19 protein-coding genes are annotated in these 17,736 nt (G+C 69.5%); 8 read left to right on the forward strand and 11 right to left on the reverse strand.

The window, feature by feature from the left end:
- Positions 1 to 20: 20 nt before the first annotated feature.
- The 3 genes from MKK49_RS02330 to MKK49_RS02340 form a co-directional block, all read right to left on the reverse strand.
- A complete protein-coding gene (locus tag MKK49_RS02330; RefSeq protein ID WP_244026480.1) occupies positions 21 to 2,435 on the reverse strand; it encodes an RNA degradosome polyphosphate kinase in 2,415 nt (804 codons plus the stop codon).
- Positions 2,436 to 2,547: 112 nt separating this feature from the next.
- Positions 2,548 to 3,267, reverse strand: a complete 720-nt coding sequence (locus MKK49_RS02335) for a hypothetical protein (protein ID WP_244026481.1) — start codon at positions 3,265 to 3,267, stop codon at positions 2,548 to 2,550.
- A gap of 5 nt (positions 3,268 to 3,272) precedes the next feature.
- Entirely contained in the window at positions 3,273 to 4,364 is a 1,092-nt protein-coding gene (locus tag MKK49_RS02340; RefSeq protein ID WP_244026448.1) for an AI-2E family transporter, read from the reverse strand.
- 148 nt (positions 4,365 to 4,512) lie between these two features.
- Between MKK49_RS02340 and purM the strand changes: the two genes are divergently transcribed.
- Both purM and purN read left to right on the forward strand, forming a co-directional pair.
- On the forward strand, positions 4,513 to 5,580 hold the full coding sequence (gene purM, locus MKK49_RS02345; protein WP_244026449.1) for a phosphoribosylformylglycinamidine cyclo-ligase: 1,068 nt from the start codon (positions 4,513 to 4,515) through the stop codon (positions 5,578 to 5,580).
- Positions 5,581 to 5,593: 13 nt separating this feature from the next.
- Entirely contained in the window at positions 5,594 to 6,256 is a 663-nt protein-coding gene (purN, locus tag MKK49_RS02350; protein WP_244026450.1) for a phosphoribosylglycinamide formyltransferase, read from the forward strand.
- 50 nt (positions 6,257 to 6,306) lie between these two features.
- Here purN and MKK49_RS02355 read toward each other — a convergent pair whose 3' ends face one another.
- Together MKK49_RS02355 and ndk are read right to left on the reverse strand one after the other, a co-directional pair.
- Positions 6,307 to 6,684, reverse strand: a complete 378-nt coding sequence (locus MKK49_RS02355) for a hypothetical protein (RefSeq protein ID WP_244026451.1) — start codon at positions 6,682 to 6,684, stop codon at positions 6,307 to 6,309.
- A 138-nt stretch (positions 6,685 to 6,822) separates the two neighbouring features.
- Positions 6,823 to 7,245, reverse strand: a complete 423-nt coding sequence (ndk, locus tag MKK49_RS02360) for a nucleoside-diphosphate kinase (RefSeq protein WP_244026452.1) — start codon at positions 7,243 to 7,245, stop codon at positions 6,823 to 6,825.
- A 201-nt stretch (positions 7,246 to 7,446) separates the two neighbouring features.
- On the opposite strand from ndk, the gene MKK49_RS02365 reads away from it, so the two are divergent.
- Entirely contained in the window at positions 7,447 to 8,007 is a 561-nt protein-coding gene (locus MKK49_RS02365) for a DUF2147 domain-containing protein (RefSeq protein WP_244026453.1), read from the forward strand.
- 29 nt (positions 8,008 to 8,036) lie between these two features.
- Here the strand turns inward: MKK49_RS02365 and MKK49_RS02370 are convergent, their stop codons facing one another.
- The gene (locus tag MKK49_RS02370) at positions 8,037 to 8,672 is read right to left on the reverse strand and encodes a glutathione S-transferase family protein (RefSeq protein WP_244026454.1); all 636 of its coding nucleotides are present in this window, start codon (positions 8,670 to 8,672) and stop codon (positions 8,037 to 8,039) included.
- A 218-nt stretch (positions 8,673 to 8,890) separates the two neighbouring features.
- On the opposite strand from MKK49_RS02370, the gene MKK49_RS02375 reads away from it, so the two are divergent.
- From MKK49_RS02375 to MKK49_RS02395, 5 genes are all read left to right on the forward strand, one after another.
- Positions 8,891 to 9,142, forward strand: coding sequence for a hypothetical protein (locus MKK49_RS02375; RefSeq protein WP_244026455.1), 252 nt, complete (start codon positions 8,891 to 8,893; stop codon positions 9,140 to 9,142).
- A 74-nt stretch (positions 9,143 to 9,216) separates the two neighbouring features.
- Positions 9,217 to 9,633 (forward strand): DUF4345 domain-containing protein, encoded by a 417-nt coding sequence (locus MKK49_RS02380; protein WP_244026456.1) that lies wholly within the window; start codon positions 9,217 to 9,219, stop codon positions 9,631 to 9,633.
- A complete protein-coding gene (locus MKK49_RS02385) occupies positions 9,630 to 11,645 on the forward strand; it encodes an FUSC family protein (RefSeq protein ID WP_244026457.1) in 2,016 nt (671 codons plus the stop codon). The genes MKK49_RS02380 and MKK49_RS02385 overlap by 4 nt, the downstream gene beginning before the upstream one ends.
- Positions 11,645 to 11,839 carry a DUF1656 domain-containing protein gene (locus MKK49_RS02390; protein ID WP_244026458.1) on the forward strand — a complete coding sequence of 65 codons (195 nt, stop codon included), beginning with the start codon at positions 11,645 to 11,647 and terminating at the stop codon, positions 11,837 to 11,839. Before MKK49_RS02385 ends, MKK49_RS02390 begins: the two co-directional genes overlap by 1 nt.
- Before the next feature lie 2 nt (positions 11,840 to 11,841).
- Entirely contained in the window at positions 11,842 to 12,885 is a 1,044-nt protein-coding gene (locus tag MKK49_RS02395; protein ID WP_244026459.1) for an efflux RND transporter periplasmic adaptor subunit, read from the forward strand.
- Between the two features lie 521 nt (positions 12,886 to 13,406).
- Here the strand turns inward: MKK49_RS02395 and MKK49_RS02400 are convergent.
- The 5 genes from MKK49_RS02400 to gatC all read right to left on the reverse strand — a co-directional run bounded on the left by MKK49_RS02400 (position 13,407) and on the right by gatC (position 17,675).
- On the reverse strand, positions 13,407 to 13,925 hold the full coding sequence (locus MKK49_RS02400; protein WP_244026460.1) for a GNAT family N-acetyltransferase: 519 nt from the start codon (positions 13,923 to 13,925) through the stop codon (positions 13,407 to 13,409).
- 31 nt (positions 13,926 to 13,956) lie between these two features.
- Positions 13,957 to 15,429, reverse strand: coding sequence for an Asp-tRNA(Asn)/Glu-tRNA(Gln) amidotransferase subunit GatB (gatB, locus tag MKK49_RS02405; RefSeq protein WP_244026461.1), 1,473 nt, complete (start codon positions 15,427 to 15,429; stop codon positions 13,957 to 13,959).
- A 68-nt stretch (positions 15,430 to 15,497) separates the two neighbouring features.
- Positions 15,498 to 15,797 (reverse strand): hypothetical protein, encoded by a 300-nt coding sequence (locus tag MKK49_RS02410; RefSeq protein WP_244026462.1) that lies wholly within the window; start codon positions 15,795 to 15,797, stop codon positions 15,498 to 15,500.
- Between the two features lie 10 nt (positions 15,798 to 15,807).
- On the reverse strand, positions 15,808 to 17,289 hold the full coding sequence (gene gatA / locus MKK49_RS02415; protein WP_244026463.1) for an Asp-tRNA(Asn)/Glu-tRNA(Gln) amidotransferase subunit GatA: 1,482 nt from the start codon (positions 17,287 to 17,289) through the stop codon (positions 15,808 to 15,810).
- A 98-nt stretch (positions 17,290 to 17,387) separates the two neighbouring features.
- Positions 17,388 to 17,675 (reverse strand): Asp-tRNA(Asn)/Glu-tRNA(Gln) amidotransferase subunit GatC, encoded by a 288-nt coding sequence (gatC, locus tag MKK49_RS02420; RefSeq protein ID WP_244026464.1) that lies wholly within the window; start codon positions 17,673 to 17,675, stop codon positions 17,388 to 17,390.
- Positions 17,676 to 17,736: the final 61 nt, after the last annotated feature.

The following is a 17,736-nucleotide window of genomic DNA, read 5'->3' on the forward strand; positions in this document are numbered from 1 at the left end:
ATGTTCCTTCGGCAAGGCGCTCAGGCGCGCTGGGCACGGCGGCTCAGGGCACGCGGGCTCGATTTCTTCGACGACTTGCCGCGCCCGGACAGGCTCGGATTCGTCATGAAATATTTATGGGCGTTGAACGGTTCCTCGCCCTCGGCCGGCTGGATCCGCTCACTCGCGCCAGACGCCAGTACACGCCAGCTCTGGCGGTTGTCGAGGAGGTTAGCCAGCATGATCTGATCCAGCACCTGCTGATGCACCGTGGCGTTGGTGATGGGCAGGAGCGCCTCGACCCGGCGGTCGAGGTTGCGGCTCATGAGGTCGGCCGACGAGATGTAGACCGTGGCCTTGGGGTGGGGCAGGCCGACGCCGTTGCCGAAGCAGTAGATGCGCCCGTGCTCCAGGAAGCGGCCGACGATGGATTTCACCCGGATCGTCTCCGACAGGCCGGGGATTCCGGGCCGCAGGCAGCAGATGCCGCGCACCACGCAGTCGATCTGCACGCCGGCGGCACTCGCGTCGTACAGGGCGTCGATGATCTGCTGGTCGACGAGCGAGTTGCACTTGATCCAGATCGCCGCCGGGCGCCCGGCCCTGGCGTGGGCGATCTCGGCGTCGATGTTCTCCAGCAGGCGGGGCTTCAGGGTCAGGGGCGAGACGGCCATGCGCTCCAGCCCGGCGGGCTCGGCGTAGCCGGTGATGTAGTTGAAGATGCGCGACACGTCGCGGGCCACCACCGGGTCCGCGGTGAAGAACGACAGGTCGGTGTAGATGCGCGCCGTGATCGGGTGATAGTTACCGGTTCCGACGTGGCAGTAGCTCACGAGCTTGTCCCCCTCGCGCCGGACCACCATCGACAGCTTGGCGTGGGTCTTGAGCTCGACGAAGCCGAACACCACCTGCGCGCCGGCCTTCTCGAGGTTGCGCGCCCAGCGGATGTTGGCCTCCTCGTCGAAGCGGGCCTTGAGCTCGACGAGGGCGGTGACCGACTTGCCGAGTTCGGCGGCTTCCGCGAGGGCCGCCACGATGGGCGAGTTCGAGGAGGTGCGGTAGAGCGTCTGCTTGATCGCGACCACGTTGGGGTCGCGGGCGGCCTGGGCCAGGAACTGCACCACGGCGTCGAACGATTCGTAGGGGTGGTGGACGGTGAAGTCCTTCTGCCGGATGGCGGCGAACACATCGCCGCCGCTCTCGCGGATGCGCTCGGGAAAGCGCGGGTTGTAGGCCTTGAACTTGAGCTCCGGCCGGTCGATCCCGACGATCTGGGACAGCTCGTTGAGGGCCAGCATGCCCTCGATGAGGAACACCGCGTCGGGGCCAATCTCGAGTTCGTCGGCGACGAAAGCGCGCAGGTCCTCCGACATGCCGGCCTCGACCTCGAGGCGGATGACGATGCCGCGCCGACGCTGTTTCAGGGCCGTCTCGAAATGCAGGACGAGATCCTCGGCCTCCTCCTCGATCTCGAGATCGGAATCGCGGATCACCCGGAACGCCCCGTGGCCGCGCAGGGAGTAGCCCGGAAACAGCCGCCCGGTGAACAGGACGATGACCTGCTCGATGGCGATGAAGCGCGCCGTGGCGTCGCCCTCGGCGTCGGGCAGGCGGACGAAGCGGTCGACCAGGGCCGGCAGGCGGATGAGGGCGCGCAGCACCCGGCCGTCGCGCGGGCGCATGAGCATCAGGGCGATGGTCGAGCCGAGGTTCGGGATGAACGGGAACGGATGGGCCGGATCGATGGCCAGCGGCGTCAGCACCGGGAAGACATGGCTGAGGAAATACTCCTCCAGCCAGGCCTTGTGCTCCGGGGTGAGGCCGGCGGGCTCCACGAGCTCGATGCCGGCGCCGAGAAGCTCGCCCCGCAACGCGCGCCAGCGCTGCTGCTGGTCGAGGGCCAGGCGCGACACGTCGGAGCCGACGCGGGCGAGCTGCTCGGCCGGGCTCAGGCCGTCCTGCGACGGCGCGACGAGGCCGGCGCGGACCTGATCGTGCAGGCCGGCGACGCGCACCATGAAGAACTCGTCGAGATTGTTGGCCGAGATCGAGAGGAAGCGCAGCTGCTCCAGGAGCGGGTGATTGGGGTTGGACGCCTCCTCCAGCACCCGGCGGTTGAACTGGAGCCAGGACAGCTCGCGGTTGACGAAGCGCTCGGGCGAGTGACGCAGGGCGAGGCCCGCCTCGCGGACGGTGTCGCGGACATCCGCCTCGGCGGGGAGATCGGGACCGGACTCCGGCAGGAGCGCCTCCGCCGGGGGGAGATCGACGTCGGGCCCGGCATCGGCGGCGAGCGCCGCGGGCGAATCCGAGCCGGCCGCGAGCTTTTCACCGTGCGCGGGCTTCTCCTGAGCGACGCGTTTCGGCGCGGTCCGCGCGGTCCGCGGGCGGGCCGGCGCACGGGTGGCCTCGGCCTCGGCGGGTCCGGCCTCCGGTGCGGTCGCGTCCGATTCCATGTCCGCCAAGTGCGTGTCTCCTGAAAGCTGAGGGGCGGCTTCCTAGCATGCGGGACGCCGCGGTTCTTGACAGTTCGATGACAGTCTTTTGCGCACGGCCGGACGGGCGCCCCTAATCGGCGTCGTCGGCCTCGTCGTCCGTCGCGTCGAGGCCGAGGCGGGCGAGAACCGCCAGGGCCAGGGGCCGGGTGATGCGCCGGCCGCGCCCGAGGGCGTCGCGGTCGAGCTCGCTCACCACCTGCCGGGCGAGGCCGAACGAGCGGTCGATACGGAGCGCCAGCGCCTCGACCACGGCGAGATCGACCACGAGCTGGCGGTCCACGAACAGCTTGACGAGGACGGCGCGGAGCAGCGCGTCGTCGGGGGCGAGGATGGTGGCGCCGGGTGCCAGACGCAGGCGCGAGCGCAGGTCGGCGGTGGCCAGCCCCATGGCCTCCACGGGCTGGGCCGCCGTGACGAGGACCGGGCTGCCATGCTCGCGGGCGAGGTTGAGGAGGTGGAACAGGGCCGCCTCGTCGCGGCCCTCGGCCCGGTCGATGTCTTCGATGACGAGGGCACCGTTGGAGACGAGGTGGGGCACGGCCGCCGCCCGGACCTCGGCGACGGACGCCGTCCAGGCATGGGCCCGCGTCGCCCAGATCGAGGCGAGGTGGCTCTTGCCGCTGCCGGGCGGCCCGGTGAGCAGGCAGACGGTGTCGGGCCAGTTCGGCCAGGCCTCGACGAGACCGTAGGCAGCTTCGTTGGCGGGACCGACCAGAAAGTCCTCCCGCCCGTAGCGCGGGTCGGCCGGCAGGTCGAAGGCGAGTTGTCTGGGCGGCGCGTTCTCGCGGATGGCCATCAGGTCTCACGGTTGGGGAGCAGCACCGGGGAGCCCGCATGGTAGAGCGGACTCTGCAGGTAGCGGCTCAGGGCGAAGCGCACCACCACGCCGATGGAGGCGGCCACGGGCACGGCGAGCAGAAGGCCGAGGAAGCCGAACAGCGACCCGAAGGCCAGGAGCGCGAACATGAGCCAGACGGGGTGGAGACCCACCGATTCGCCGACGAGTTTCGGCGAGATGATGTTGCCCTCCAGGAACTGGCCGACCACGAACACCCCGATGGTGAGCCCGATATGGAGCCAGTCGGATTCGGGCCAGAACTGCGCCAGGGCGACGCCCACGGAGAGCAGGAAACCGGTGAGCGTGCCGACATACGGGATGAAGGTGAGGAAGCCCGCGATGAGGCCGATGAGCACGCCGAAATTCAGCCCGATGGCGAACAGGCCCACGGCGTAGAAGGTGCCGAGAATCAGGCAGACCAGGGTCTGGCCGCGCACGAAGCCGGTGATCGCGCCGTCGATCTCGCGGCCGAGGCGGCGCACCACGGGCCGGTGACGCGGCGGCACCCAGCCGTCGAGCGCCGCGATCATCCGGTCCCAGTCGACGAGCAGGTAGAACGCCACCACGGGCGTCACCACGAGGAGCGAGGCGATGGAGATCAGCGCCTGGCTGCCCGACCACAGGGATTTCAGGAACGCCAGGAACCACGTGCCGCCCTGCCCCACCAGGGTGCCGACGGAGGATTGCAGGTCGGTGAGCACGTCCGCGCCGCCCACGCGCTGCAGCAGCGGGCCGGCCTTCTCCGTCAGGATTCCCTGCAGCCGGGCGACCATGCCGGGCAGGGTGGCGACGAGGGCGGCGATCTGGTTGGCGGCGAGCGGCACGACGATGAGGAGCGCCACCACGAGGGCGACCACGAACATTGCGAGGATGAGGAGCGAAGCCGTGAGCCGCCCGAGCCCGAGGCGCTCCAGGCGGTCGGCGAGGGGATCGAGGAGGTAGGCCAGCGCGAGGCCGGCCACGAAGGGCAGCATCACGTCGGCCAGGAGATAGAGGAGCAGGGCGATCCCGCCCAGGGCCAGACACCCGATCACCGCCCTGCCGCGCATCGGCCGTCCTCCCCCGCACACGCCGCCCGTGCGCTCCCGAGAGTGGGAAGCCGGTGCGGTGCGGTCAAGGCGGGGCGCAGAAGACTCGCGAAGGCGCGCGGGAATGGTTAGAGGTCGCCAAAGAGCGGATCGGAAGAGAGCGGCGCGGATGACCGGCGAGCCCAAACATGGAATGACCTACGCGGAAGCCGGCGTCGATATCGATGCCGGCAACGCCATGGTCGAGACGATCAAGCCGCTGGTGCGCGCTACCCGCCGGCCGGGGGCGGATGCCGAGATCGGCGGGTTCGGCGGCCTGTTCGACCTCAAGGCGGCAGGGTTCCGCGATCCGATCCTGGTGGCGGCCAACGACGGCGTCGGCACCAAGGTGAAGATCGCCATCGAGACGAACCGCCACGACACCATCGGCATCGATCTCGTGGCCATGTGCGTCAACGACATCATCGTGCAGGGCGCCGAGCCGCTGTTCTTCCTCGACTATTTCGCCACGGCGAAGCTCGTGCCGGGCGTCGGCACCGACATCGTGCGCGGCATCGCGGCGGGGTGCCGGCTCGCCGGCTGCGCCCTCATCGGCGGCGAGACCGCCGAGATGCCGGGCCTCTACGACGGCGCCGACTACGATCTCGCCGGCTTCAGCGTGGGGGCGGCCGAGCGCGGCACCCTGCTGCCGCGCGGCAACATCGTGCCGGGCGACGTGGTCCTCGGCCTGCCTTCCTCCGGGGTGCATTCCAACGGCTTCTCGCTCGTGCGCCGCATCGTCGAGAAGAGCGGCCTGTCCTACGACGACCCGGCGCCGTTCGAGCCGATCCGGACGCTCGGCGAAGCCCTCCTCGAGCCGACCCGCATCTACGTGAAGCCGCTGCTCGCCGCCCTCAAATCCACGGACGGGATCAAGGCGCTGGCCCACATCACCGGCGGCGGCTTCCCCGACAACCTCCCCCGCGTGCTGCCCGACGGGGTCGGCATCGCCATCGACCTCGACGCGATCATGCCCCCGCCCGTGTTCGGCTGGCTCGCCGAGATCGGCGAGGTCGCGGAAGCCGAGATGCTGCGCACCTTCAACTGCGGCATCGGCATGGTGGTGGTGGTCTCGCCCGACAGCGTCGGCGCCGTCTCGAAGGCGCTGGATCTCGGCGGCGCCTCACCCGTGGTCCTCGGCCGGATCACGCCCCGCGGCCCGGAGCCCGTGACCTTCGAAGGCAGGCTCACGTTCTGATGGTGCCTTGCTGATGGCGTCCCCTCGGAAGACCCGGGTCGCGATCCTGATCTCGGGACGCGGCTCGAACATGGCCTCGCTCATCGCGGCGGCCACGGCGGCTGACTTTCCCGCCGAGATCGTGCTGGTCGCCTCCAACCGGCCGGACGCCGGGGGGCTCGCCACGGCGGCGTCGGCCGGCATCCCGACCCGCGCCCTCGACCACAAGGCCTATCCGAACCGGGCCGCTTTCGATGCGGCGCTCCACGCCGAGATGGTGGCCGCCGACATCGACCTCGTGTGCCTCGCCGGCTTCATGCGGATCTTCTCCGCCGGCTTCGTCGAGGCCTGGGCCGGGCGGATGATCAACATCCATCCCTCCCTGCTGCCCCTGTTCAAGGGCGTGCACACCCACGAGCAAGCGCTGGCGGCAGGCGTGCGCCTGCACGGCTGCACCGTGCATTACGTGGTGCCGGAACTCGATGCCGGGCCCATCGTCGCCCAGGCCGCCGTGCCGGTCCTGCCCGGCGACGATGCCGACGCGCTGGCCAGCCGCATCCTGGTGCAGGAGCATCGGCTCTATCCCGCGGCCCTGGCGCTCATCGCCTCGGGCCGCGCGCGCCTCGACGGCGACCGGGTGGTGTTTTCGGACGCTGTGAGCCGGGCGGACGGCGCCCTGCTCAGTCTTCGGGAATAGCGGGTTCCGCAGAAGGGCGGACCTGCACGGCGGGTCCGCCCTGCATCGGATCAGGCTGGGCGCGGCAGCTGGCAGCTGTCGAGGGCCGAGAGCGCCTTGGCGCGGGCCGAATCGTTGAAGTAGCCCATGGTACGGTAGGCGGCGAGCTCGGACTGGTCGAGGCTCGCCAGGGTGCGCTGGGCGTAGCAACCGCACGGGCGGGCAAGGGAGACCTCGGAGACGTTCTGGAGCCGGGCCTGGGTCACGGTGCAGGCATGGCGCACGCGGCCGGTGAGATTGCCCGCCGACGCGGTCTTGAGGGCCGGGTCGGGTGTGTAGCCGGCGAGCTCGGCCGTGGGTCCGGCCTTGTTGGCGTTGCAGGCGGCCACGGTGGCGAGGAGGCCGGCGGCGAGCAGAAGCCGGCCGGTGCGCGGAGCGAAGAGGCGCATGGTGTGACGGGTCCGTGAAAGCGATTCGGGAAACGACCCGGTTTCACGGAGCCCTCGGGCCGGCGCAAGGGCAGCGCGGCCACAGCTTGGCGGCAAACGTCACCCGGAGCCGACGCCCCGGGTGGCGCACGAGACGGCTCAGCCGGCGATGTCGGAATCCTGGAAGAACTGCGCGATCTCGAGCTTGGCGTTCTCGGCGCTGTCGGACCCGTGGACGGTGTTCTCGCCCACCGACTCGGAGAAGGTCTTGCGGATGGTGCCCTCGTCGGCGTTGGCCGGGTTCGTGGCGCCCATGACCTCACGGTAGCGGGCGATGGCGTTGTCGCCCTCGAGCACCTGCACGACCACGGGGCCGGAGATCATGAAGTCGACGAGCTCTCCGAAGAACGGGCGCTCCTTGTGGACCTCGTAGAACTTCTCCGCCTGGGCGCGGCTCATCTGGATGCGGCGCTGGCCGACGATGCGCAGGCCCGCCTTCTCGATCACGGCATTGACCGCGCCGGTCAGGTTCCGCTTCGTCGCGTCGGGCTTGAGGATGGAGAAGGTGCGCTCGGTGGCCATGGTTCGTCCGGTTCTGATTCTGGGGCCGAAACTGAGGCTCCGGCGCCGGGCTTATAGCGGGGGCGTCCCCGCCCCTCAACCCGAGGGCAAAAACACCTTGGCCATGGCTTGAGCGCAACAGTGCCGGAAATTCGCCCGATTGCGCGGGCTTTCTGGGGTCAACGACACCGACCCCTGCCGCCGTTCGACGGAGACCAGCCCATGCGCGTCGCCCTGACTGCCGCCTTCATCCTTTCCGGCCTCACCGCCGTCCAGGTCGCGCCGGCCCTCGCCGCCCCGACCCAGGATCCTTCGGGCACCTGGCTCACGGGCGACGGCCGCGCCAAGGTCCGCATCGACCGTTGCGGCCCGGCGGGCGCCAACATCTGCGGCAAGGTGGTGTGGCTCAAGTCGCCCAACGGCGATGACGGCGCCCCGCGCACGGACATCAAGAACCCCGATCCGAAGAAGCGCAGCCGGCCGGCCCTGGGCCTTACCCTCCTCGACAACCTCAAGCCCGAGGAGGAAAAGTTCTCCGGCGAGATCTACAACGCCGACGAGGGCAAGCTGTATCAGGTCAGCCTGGCGCGCGAGAGCGCCTCGGAACTCTCCGTCTCCGGCTGCCTCCTCAAGATCCTGTGCGGCTCGCAGACTTGGACCCGGGTCCCGGACGTGAATCAGCAGGCCGCCAACGCGGCCGGCGAAACGGCCACCCCGGCCCCGAAGCCCGCCGCGAAGGCGGCGCTCAAGCCGGCCGCCAAGGCCGCGCCGGCAGAGCAGTAAGCCTCGCGGGGAGGGCTCGAGCCCGCTCCTCAGATGGCCGCGAACCCGCGCTGCACGCCCGGACGCGCCAGCATCCGGGCGATCCAGGGCCTCAGGTTGGGGAGCTCGGCGAGATCGACGCCCTGCTTCTCGTGGTACTTCGCCCAGGGCAGGATCGCGATGTCGGCGATGGAGAGGTCGCCGGCCACGTAGTCCCGGCCGGCGAGTTGGCGATCGAGGACGCGGTAGAGGCGTTGCGCCTCCGTGGTGAAGCGCTCGATGGCGTAGGGAATCTTCTCCTGCGCGTAGATGCGGAAATGATGGGTCTGACCGAGCATCGGTCCGAAGCCCGCCACCTGCCACATCAGCCATTCCTCGACCTTCACCCGCGCACGCTCGTCGGCGGGGAGGAAGCAGCCGGTCTTGCGGCTGAGATATTGCAGGATCGCCCCCGATTCGAAGATCGTGATCGGTTGGCCGTCCGGCCCGTCGGGATCGACGATGGCCGGGATCTTGTTGTTGGGCGAGATCGCGAGGAAGTCCGGCGCCATCTGGTCGCCCCGGCCGATGTTCACAGGCACCACCCGGTAGGGCAGGCCGCACTCCTCCAGCATGATCGGGATCTTCCAGCCGTTGGGCGTGCTCCAGGTGTGGACGTCGATGGGTTTTCCCGGAGCGTGTGCCATGCGGATCATCCCGGCCAAGGTTGAGCAGTCTTCATGTGACGGATCAAACCGGAACGCCAGCCGATGGTTGCTCGAAGGCGGCCGGCGGTGGATCGCGGGCTCAAGGCCCGGAAAGAGGCTTGTCCCACGAAGAGGGCTCTTGCCGAACCCTGTGGTTGTGGGTGTGATGCGTCCCGCCCGCCGCGCCGCGGGCGATCCCGCAATCGAGGGTTGTTACGATGCTGTTCCGTTCCGTCCTCCTGGCCTGCCTCGCCGCCCCGCTCCTGCTGGCCCAGCCGGTGCTCGCCAAGGAGAAGGACCCCGCCGCCGCCAAGGAGCCGACCGTCAGCCAGAGCGCGGCGCGCGAGCGCCAGAAGACCTGCGGCGCCGAATGGCGGGCGCTCTCGGTTGCCGACAAGGCCGCCAAGGGGCCGAAATGGCCGCAGTATTTCAGCAAGTGCGTGAAGCGCCTCAAGGAACAGAAGGCCTGACGACGCGTCCGGGGGCTGGAACGCTTGAGCGGCCTGCCCGGTTGGCCGTCGGGCGGGTGGCACGGGACGGGACGATGCGGGAACGGCAGGCGTTGCAGCGGGTGGTGGCGGCCGTCGCCCTCGTGCCCGTCACGTCGGGTCTCTACGGCGTCGTATTCGGCCTCGGCAGCGCGGGCGGCCTCGTCGATGTCTCCGCCGACAGCCATTACCGTTACCTGTCGGGCCTCCACATGGGCATCGGCATCCTGTTCTGGACCTGTGTGCCGGGGATCGAGGCCAAGACCGGACTGTTCCGCTTCCTCACCCTGGTGGTGGCGCTGGGCGGCCTCGCCCGGCTCCTCGGCCTCGCGCTGACCGGCCTGCCCTCCCTGACCATGATGGCGGCGCTCGTCGTGGAGCTCGCCGTCACGCCGCTCCTGTGCCTGTGGCAGGCCCGGGTCGCAGGGCGCTCCCTCGACGCGACCGCGCCGGCCGGGCCGCCCACGGCATGAGCGAGACGGCGCGGGGTGCGCCCTCCCTCATCGACCGCAGCCTCGCCTTCGCCGACCGGGTGGTGCCGGCCCCCTCCGCCTGGGCCTTCGCCCTGCGGATCTGGCTCGCCATGGTACTGGCCCTCTACGCCGCGTTCTGGCTTCAGCTCTCGGGCGCTTCGTCGGCCATGGTCTGCGTGGCGATCCTGGCCCAGCCCAAGCGCGGACAGGCCCTGTCGAAGGCCCTCTACCGCTTCGTCGGCACCCTGGTCGGCGCCGTGGTGGCCATCGTGCTCATCGCCCTGTTCGGGCAGGACCGGGTGCTGCTGCTGGTGTCGTTCACGACCTGGCTGATGCTGTGCGTCTTCACCGCCCACTTCCTGCAGGACACGCGGGCCTACGGGGCGATGCTGTCGGGCTACACCGTGGCGATCATCGCCATCGCGCATATCGACGCGCCGCAGGACGTGTTCGGTGCCGCCGTGGACCGGGTGGCGGCGATCACCATCGGCATCGTCGCCATCACCTTCATCAACGACGCGCTCGCGTCCCCCAGCACCTGGCGTGCGTTGCGCACGCCACTCGACGGCGCGATCGAGGCCACCCGGGCCTTCGCCCGCGACACCTTCGCGACGGGCGATCCCGGATCGGAGCGGACGGGCGCCCTCATCCGCCGCATCGCGGTCATGCGCGGCGACGCCAGCGCCATCGCGGGCGAGCTCGACGACGGCCCCAACCGGGCCGCCGGCGCCCGCAGCGCCATCGCGGCCCTCTACGCGATGGCGGCCTCCGCCCGCGCTTTCACGGCGGCCGCAGACCGCGCGGACGGCCCCGCCGTGGCGGAGGCCCGCGCCCTGTGCCTCGACCTCACCCGCGACGGCTCACGGGAGGCGGCCCTCCGGGCGGCCGAGCGTCTGCGGGACGGTCTCGCGGATCGTGTGGGCCGGGGCGGCGCCAGCCTCGGCGAGATCCTGGCCCTGCAGCGCGCCGTCGATTTCGCCCGGAACGCCGCCTTTGCCCAGGACGGCGCCGAGTCGCTCGCCACCGGCGACCGCCCCCTACGCGACGTGCCCCTGCCGACCCACCGCGATTTTCCCGTTTCCCTGCGGGGGGCGGCGCGCGTCGGCATCGCCTTCGGGACGACGGCCCTCCTGCTCATCTTCGCGGGCTGGCCGGCCACCTCCTTCGCCCTGGTACAGGTGGCCGCCACCTGCGCGCTCTCCTCCATCACGCCGGACCCGAAGGCGTTCGCCCGGGGCGTGCTCATCGGCATGCCGCTCGCCGCCCTCTGCGCCGGGATCGTGCTGTTCGGGCTGCTCGCCGGGGTGCAGGGCTTTCCGCTGCTCGCCATCGCCATCGCGCCCGTGGTGTTCACAGCCTGCTTCCTCAGCCTCAACCCGCCGACCTTCGGCGTCGGCTTCATCCTGCTGGTGTTCTTCCCCGTCCTGCTCTCACCCTCCAACCCGCAGACCTACGACCCGCAGACCTTCCTCTCCAACGCCCTGTTGGTGGTGGTGGCGGCCCTCATCCTGTTCGTCACCGTGCGGGTGGTGCTGCCGATCTCGGCCTCGCAACACCGGGCCTTCGCCCTCGATTCGGCGCGGCGCGCCCTCATCGATGCCCTCGCGGGCGAAGGCGGCGACGCCACCACCCGGACCAGCCTCAACAGCGACCGCCTGCTCCAGTTCGCGCAATGGAGTTCGCGGAGCGGCGCCGTGCGGACGGCGAGCCTCGACCGGGCCTTCGACCTCGCCCGGATGGAGGCGGCGGCCGCCCGCGCCCACGCACAATTGCGGGACCTGTCGGACGATCCCGCCCTTGCACAGGAAGCCGAGGCGGCCCGGCAGGCGATCATGGCCGTGGACCGGCGGGCCATCACGGCGTCGGCCAGCGCGCTCCTGGCCGCCGGGCCCGGCACGGAACGGACCACGCGTCTGGCCATCGCCCGGGCTGCGAGCGATCTTGCCACCCTCGCCAACGTCGCCGCCACACAGGGGCGGTTCCTGCGCCGCCTCGGACTGAAGGCCGCCTGATGCGTTCGGACCTCGACTTCGGCGGCGTCCTCGTCTCACCCTTCGTCGCCTACGCCGCCGGCGCCCTGGCGATCCTGATGCTCCTGCGCGTCGTCTTCAACCGCCTCCGCTTCAGCCGCTACGTCGCCAATCCGCCGCTGGCGGAGGCCGGCCTCTACGTCTGCATCCTCGCCCTCCTGATCGTGTTTCTCTGACGATGTCCGACGAATCCCAAGATGCCCGCCACGGCCAGGATGCGCACCAGGATGCCGACCGGGCGGCGCAGCCGGCGAAAGCTTCGAACAAGGCGTCGAAAAAGGTTCGCCGCCCTCGGCGCGTGCTGCGCCTGCTCGCCACCGGCGTGATCCTGGCCTGCGCCTTCGTCGCGGCCGCCCTGGTCTGGCAGTTCTACGTCACGGCGCCCTGGACCCGCGACGGCCGGGTGCGCGTGCAGGTGGCGAGCGTGGCCCCGCAGGTCTCGGGCCAGATCGCCGAATTGAGGGTCACCGACAACCAGGCGGTCAGCAAGGGCGACGTACTCTACGTCATCGACCCGTTCGACTTCGACGTCGCCATCGCGTCGGCTGAAGCCGAGATGGACAATCGAGAGGCCGACCTTCAGGTCAAGCGCACCCAGGCTGCGCGGCGCGAGGCCCTCACCACCCTCTCGACCTCCGTCGAGGAGAAGCAGCAATTCGCCGGCACCGCCAAGATCGCCGAGGCCGCCCTCGCCTCGGCCAAGGCGCAGCTGTCCCAGGCCAAGATCAACCGCACCCGCACGGAGGTGCGCGCGCCCGTGAACGGCCGGGTCACCAACCTGCTCCTGCGGGTCGGCGACTACGCCACCACCGGCACCGTCAACATCGCGGTGATCGATACGGATTCGTTCTGGATCGACGGCTACTTCGAGGAGACGAAGATGGCCCATATCCATGTGGGCGACACCGTCTCGGCCGAGCTGCTCGGCTACGATCCCCTCATCCGCGGCCGGGTCGAGAGCATCACGCTCGGCATCAGCATCGCCAACGCGGCGCCGAGCACGCAGGGACTGCCCAGCGTCGATCCCGTCTACACCTGGGTGCGCCTCGCCCAGCGCGTGCCCGTGCGCATCCGCATCGAGAGCGTGCCCGAGGGTGTGACCCTGGTGGCCGGCATGACCGCCACGGTCTCCGTGGGCGAGGCCGGCGACCACGGGCGCAAGTGGTGGACGGCCCTGCGCCGGCGCTTTTTCGGCGCGGCGGGGCCCGCGCCGGGGCCATGAGCTGAGCGGCTCGCGAAAAAGCAGTCACCGGTTCTGCGTCGAGAACCTGCGGCCCGCCAAAGCGCCAAACGGGGTGAAGCGTCGGCTTGCCGGCGCGAACCCGCTTGGGTGCGGCATGTGGACCGAGGCCAACTCCCTGGCGCGAAATGGCATTTTCACCCCGCCGTTGATCTTGGCAGGAGACTTTCGACGAAGCCGGCAAATAGGGGGTTGACGCCCTCCCCCGACAGTCGCAGTCTGTCCTTGTGCTTCGCAGCGGAAGCACAAGCCAAGCAACGAGGTTACCGAAAACGACGTTTAACGTTCGATTGCGGCCAACCGAATCGCGGGAGACGAGTATGACTCCACCCCAGCAGTACGCTGCAGCGACGATCCGAGCCTAATTCGATCCGGATCTGAGCGGCTAAGACGCGAATCACGGGACGGAAGCGGTCACCGGGGCGCAGAAGCGGCCTTTACGGCACGACTTCGAACACGCGAAATGCCCCATCTCGACCGCTTCCGCCGCCGGATTCCTTTGCTCAGCCTCGGCGGTTGAGACTCAAGCTCATCAAGACTTCGTCGTAGAAGACATCACTGATCCTCAGAACGCGCGGCTCAAGTCCGTACCGCATGAAACCGGCGGCTTCGTAGCGCCGGACGGCCTCCGAATTGGCGGCCCCCACGGACAGCCCTACATCGTCCACGCAAGTCTCCGCGTGAGCCATCACGGCCGCGATGAGCGCCGTGCCAACGCCGTCGCCGCGTGCGTCCGGGCTGACGAAGACGCCCCACAAAGTGCCCTTGTGGCGGAGCTTGGGCGCCTCGGGCACGTAGAGTGCGGCAACTCCGATCAATTCGCCCTCCCAGCTCCAGGCGCCGAATACGGCTTGGCCCTCAAGGGTCGCGGCGAACCACGCGAGTGGCTGTTCGGATTCCACCTCCCATGACGCGCCGAACGCCTCCGGGTGCCGGGCGAGACCATCGAGACGCACGGTGCGGAAAGCCGCCGCGTCGTCCGGGCCGAGACGGCCGACCGTGAAAGCGGTTGTCCGGCGCACCACGTCATTCCCCGTGACGGTAGATGCCCCCCTACTCGATGCCGAGCTTGGCCTTCAGCAGGGCGTTCACCGCCGCCGGGTTGGCTTTGCCGCCCGTGGCCTTCATGGTCTGGCCAACGAACCAGCCGAGCAGGGTCGGCTTCTCACGCGCTTGGCTCACCTTGTCGGGGTTCTGGGCGATGATGGCGTCGATGGCCGTCTCGATGGCACCGGTGTCGGTGACCTGCTTCAGGCCGCGCGATTCGACGAGCGCGCGCGGGTCGCCGCCCTCGGTCCACACGATCTCGAACAGGTCCTTGGCAATCTTGCCGGAGATCACGCCCTCACCGATGAGGTCGACCACGGCGCCGAGCTGATCGGCCGAGACCGGGCTCGACTCGATGTCCCGGCCCTCCTTGTTGAGGCGGCCGAACAGCTCGTTGATCACCCAGTTGGCGGCCGCCTTGCCGTCGCGCCCCTTGGCTACCACCTCGTAATAGTCGGCCGACGACCGCTCGGCGATGAGCACGCCGGCATCGTAGGGGCTCAGGCCGTAATCGGCGATGAAGCGCGCCTTCTTGGCGTCGGGCAGCTCGGGCAGGCCCTCGGCGAGGCGATCCACGTAGGCCTGATCGAATTCGAGTGGCAGCAGGTCGGGATCGGGGAAGTAGCGGTAATCGTGCGCCTCTTCCTTGGAGCGCATGGAGCGGGTCTCGCCCTTGCCCGGATCGAACAGCCGCGTTTCCTGCGAGATGGTGCCGCCATCCTCGATGATCGCGATCTGGCGCCGCGCCTCGACCTCGATGGCCTGGCCGATGAAGCGGATCGAGTTGACGTTCTTGATCTCGCAGCGGGTGCCGAGCGGGTCGCCGGGCAGGCGCACGGACACGTTTACGTCGGCGCGCAGGGACCCCTTCTCCATGTCGCCGTCGCAGGTGCCGAGATACCGCAGGATGGTGCGCAGCTTGGTCACGTAGGCGCGCGCCTCCTCCGACGAGCGCAGATCCGGCCGCGAGACAATCTCCATGAGGGCGACGCCCGAACGGTTGAGATCGACGAAGCTCTGGGTCGGGTTCTGGTCGTGCAGGGATTTGCCCGCGTCCTGCTCCAGGTGCAGGCGCTCGATGCCGACCGTGATCGACTCGCCGTCCACGAGATCGACCAGCACCGTGCCCTCGCCGACGATGGGGTCCTTGAACTGGGAGATCTGGTAGCCCTGCGGCAGGTCCGGGTAGAAGTAGTTTTTTCTGTCGAATACCGAGCGGTGGTTGATTTGCGCCTTCAGCCCGAGGCCGGTGCGCACGGCCTGGGCGACGCATTCCTCGTTGATGACGGGCAGCATGCCCGGCATGGCCGCATCCACCAGGGAGACGTGGTCGTTGGGCTCGGCCCCGAATTCCGTCGAGGCGCCGGAGAACAGCTTGGAGCGGCTCGTGACCTGGGCATGGATCTCCATGCCGATCACGACCTCCCAGTCGTGCAGGCCGCCCTTGATGAGCTTTTTTGGGTTCACGGAGGCGGTCATGATGGCCCAGGTTCAGCGTTGCGGAGCGCGGGTGAGCGCCGGAAGGGTGAAAGTGCCGTCCGGCGCGGTCAAGCGCGCAGGCGATAGAGCAGGTGCGCCAGGAAGCCCAGGGTGCCCCACAGGAATCCGGCGATCCAGCGGATCGGGAAGAAGGTCGGTCCGTCGTGGCTCACCGGAGCCGGCCAGGGGATGCCGATGGCCGTGACACCCCACGACACCAGCACCGAGACCGAGAAGGCCATCAGCGACACGAGGATGACCTTCACGAACTGATCCGACTTCCAGCCCATGACCAGGGCGATGGCGATCAGAACGGGATCGAACGCGGCCCAGATCCAGTCGTTGAAGACATAAACCGGAACGGTCATGGCCGCGCTTTCATGCCCACCACGCGGCCGGCAGCTTCGTGCGCCCGGCGGCGGTCTCGATCACCTGGGCTGCGGCGAACAGGGTCTCCTCGTCGAAAGGCCGGCCGATGAGCTGGAGGCCGAGGGGCAGTCCCTGCGCATCGAGTCCCGCCGGCACCGAAAGGCCGGGCAGGCCCGCCATGTTCACCGTGATGGTGAACACGTCCTGCAGGTACATCTCGACGGGGTCGCCCGAGCCCTTCTCGCCCAGACCGAAGGCGGCGGACGGCGTGGCGGGGGTGAGGATCGCGTCGATACCCGACGCGTAGGCTTCTTCGAAATCGCGCTTGATCAGGGTGCGGATCTTCTGGGCGCGGACGTAATAGGCGTCGTAATAGCCCGCCGAGAGCACGTAGGTGCCGATCATGATCCGGCGCTTCACCTCGCGGCCGAAGCCCGCCGCGCGGGTGTTCTCGTACATCCCGGCAATGTCCTTGCCGGGGACGCGCAGGCCGTAGCGCACGCCGTCGTAGCGGGCCAGATTCGAGGAGGCCTCGGCAGGCGCCACGATGTAGTAGGCCGGCAGGGCGTACTGGGTATGCGGCAGGGAGATCTCGCGAACCGTGGCGCCCGCGTCCTTCAGCATCGCCGCGCCCTTGTCCCAGAGCGCCTGGATTTCGGCGGACATGCCCTCCACCCGGTACTCCTTCGGAATGCCGATGGTGAGGCCCTTCACGCCCCGCGCCACCGCTGCCTCGAAGTCCGGCACGGGGAGGTCGGCGCAGGTGGTGTCGCGGGCGTCCTGACCGGCCATCGAGCCGAGCAGGATGGCGCAGTCGCGCACCGTGCGGGCGATGGGGCCGGCCTGATCGAGCGACGAGGCGTAGGCCACGGTGCCCCAGCGCGAGCAGCGCCCGTAGGTCGGCTTGATGCCGACCGTGCCGGTAAAGGCGGCGGGCTGGCGGATGGAGCCGCCGGTGTCCGTGGCGGTGGCGCCGAGGCACAGGTGCGCGGCGACCGCCGCGGCGGACCCGCCCGACGAGCCGCCCGGCACGAGCTTCGTGTCCGAACCGTTCCGGCGCCAGGGCGAGACCGCGTCGCCGTAGGCGGAGGTCTCGTTGGACGAGCCCATGGCGAACTCGTCGAGGTTGAGCTTGCCCAGCATCACGGCGCCGTCGCGCCAGAGGTTGTGGGTCACGGCCGATTCGTAATGCGGCTGGAAGCCTTCGAGGATCTTCGAGCCGGCGGTGGTGGTCACCCCGTGGGTGCAGAACAGGTCCTTGATCCCGAGGGGAATGCCCTCCAGGGGGCGGGCCTCGCCGGCGGCGATCTTGGTGTCGGCCACCTCCGCCATGGCGAGCGCGCGCTCGGGCGTCTCCAGGATGTAGGCGTTGAGGCCGCGCGCCTTCTCCATGGCGGCAAGGTGCGCCCGGGCGAGATCGGTGGCGGAGAAGTCCTTGGCCTTCAGCCCGTCGCGAGCGTCCGCCAGGGTGAGTTCGTTCAGGGTGGTCATGGGCGTTCAGTCCTCGGTGCCCGGGAATCCCGTCGCCGTCACCGGCGCCGAACGATCCGGCAAGTCTGCGATTGCAAAAGGGGTCGGCGCGACCCGCGCTACTCGACCACCTTCGGAACCAGAAAGTAATTGTCCTCGGTCTCGGGGGCGTTGAAGACGATGTCGGCCGCGTGACCCCCGTCGGTCACCGTATCGGTGCGCTTCTTCATCGCCATGGGGGTCACGGACGTCATCGGCTCGACGCCGGTGACATCAACGGCGCCGAGCTGCTCGACGAAGGCCAGGATCGCGTTGAGTTCGCCCTGGAGCGGCGCGACCTCGTCCTCGCTCACCGCGATGCGCGCCAGATGCGCGATGCGCCTCACCGTCGTTGCGTCGACCGACATGCTGCCTTGAGCCCCCAGGAGGATGCGTCAGGCCCCGATGGGGCCGCGACGAAGGATGGCC

Origin of the sequence: Methylobacterium sp. J-090, assembly GCF_022829345.1 — a bacterium.
Taxonomy (GTDB): Bacteria; Pseudomonadota; Alphaproteobacteria; order Rhizobiales; family Beijerinckiaceae; genus Methylobacterium.